The sequence below is a fragment of the Nibrella saemangeumensis genome (assembly GCF_039541915.1).
Lineage (GTDB): Bacteria > Bacteroidota > Bacteroidia > Cytophagales > Spirosomataceae > Nibrella > Nibrella saemangeumensis.
Genome location: NZ_BAABHD010000007.1, coordinates 1 through 1,066, shown reverse-complemented (window position 1 = coordinate 1,066; position 1,066 = coordinate 1). Strand labels below are relative to the sequence as shown.

The window sequence follows — 1,066 nt, the reverse complement described above, 5'->3', positions numbered from 1 at the left end:
CTTTGAAGCTTACGGAGGGGCTCAGGCGCTGCTGTACTGGGTGGCGCCCGGCAGCGGTTCAGCCGTGATAGTGCCCAAAGAGCGGCTCTACCCCAGCAGTGCCCCCGTGCAGAACCGGGCTCCGGTGGTGGCCAATGCCATTCCCAACCAGAGTGGCATGGCCGGCACGGCCTTCAGCTACACGGTGCCCACCAGCACCTTCAGCGATCCTGATGGCGATGTGCTCGCCTACCAGATCACCGGCTTGCCCGCTGGCCTGTCAGCCAACGGTCTGAGCATATCGGGTACACCGAGTGCAGCCGCTACAGCCACGGTGACCGTCCGGGCCACCGATCCAGCTGGGCTGTTTGCTACTACCACCTTCACGCTTACCGTCAGTTCTACGCCTGTGGGCGGAGGCAACGGCACAGGTCTGACAGGCAACTACTACAACAACACTTCATTATCGGGAACACCGGTGCTTTCCCGGCTGGATCCGACTATCAATTTCTTCTGGAATACAGATTCCCCCCAGCCCGGTGTGGTCAATGCCGATGAGTTCTCCGTGCGCTGGACCGGTCAGGTAGAGGCCCCGGTGAGTGGTAGCTACAGCTTCCGCACCAACAATGATGATGGCACCCGCGTGTGGGTCAACAACCAGCTCATCATCGACAACTGGGCTTATCAGGGACCTACGCCTAAGGAAGGCTCCATCAGTCTGACAGCCGGTCAGAAGTATGACATCAAAGTGGAGTACTTCGAAGCTGCTGGCGGAGCCCAGGCGCTACTTTACTGGGTGGTGCCCGGCAGCGGTTCAGCCGTGATAGTGCCCAAAGAGCGGCTCTACCCCAGCAGTGCCCCGGTGGCTAACCGCGCGCCGGTGGTGCAGAACACCATACCTAATCAGAGTGGCACTGCCGGTACGGCCTTCAGCTACACCGTGCCTACTAACACCTTCAGTGATCCGGATGGCGATGTGCTGGCCTACCAGATCACGGGCCTGCCCGCCGGGCTGTCGGCCAATGGCCTGGGCATCTCGGGCACACCGACCACAGCCGGCACAGCTACCGTAACGGTGAAAGCTACC

General features: G+C 61.2%; 1 protein-coding gene. It reads left to right on the top strand.

Annotated features, from left to right (window positions below):
• Positions 1-1,066: PA14 domain-containing protein (locus ABD949_RS04445; protein WP_345241015.1), on the top strand; the 1,066-nt coding region annotated here is incomplete at both ends.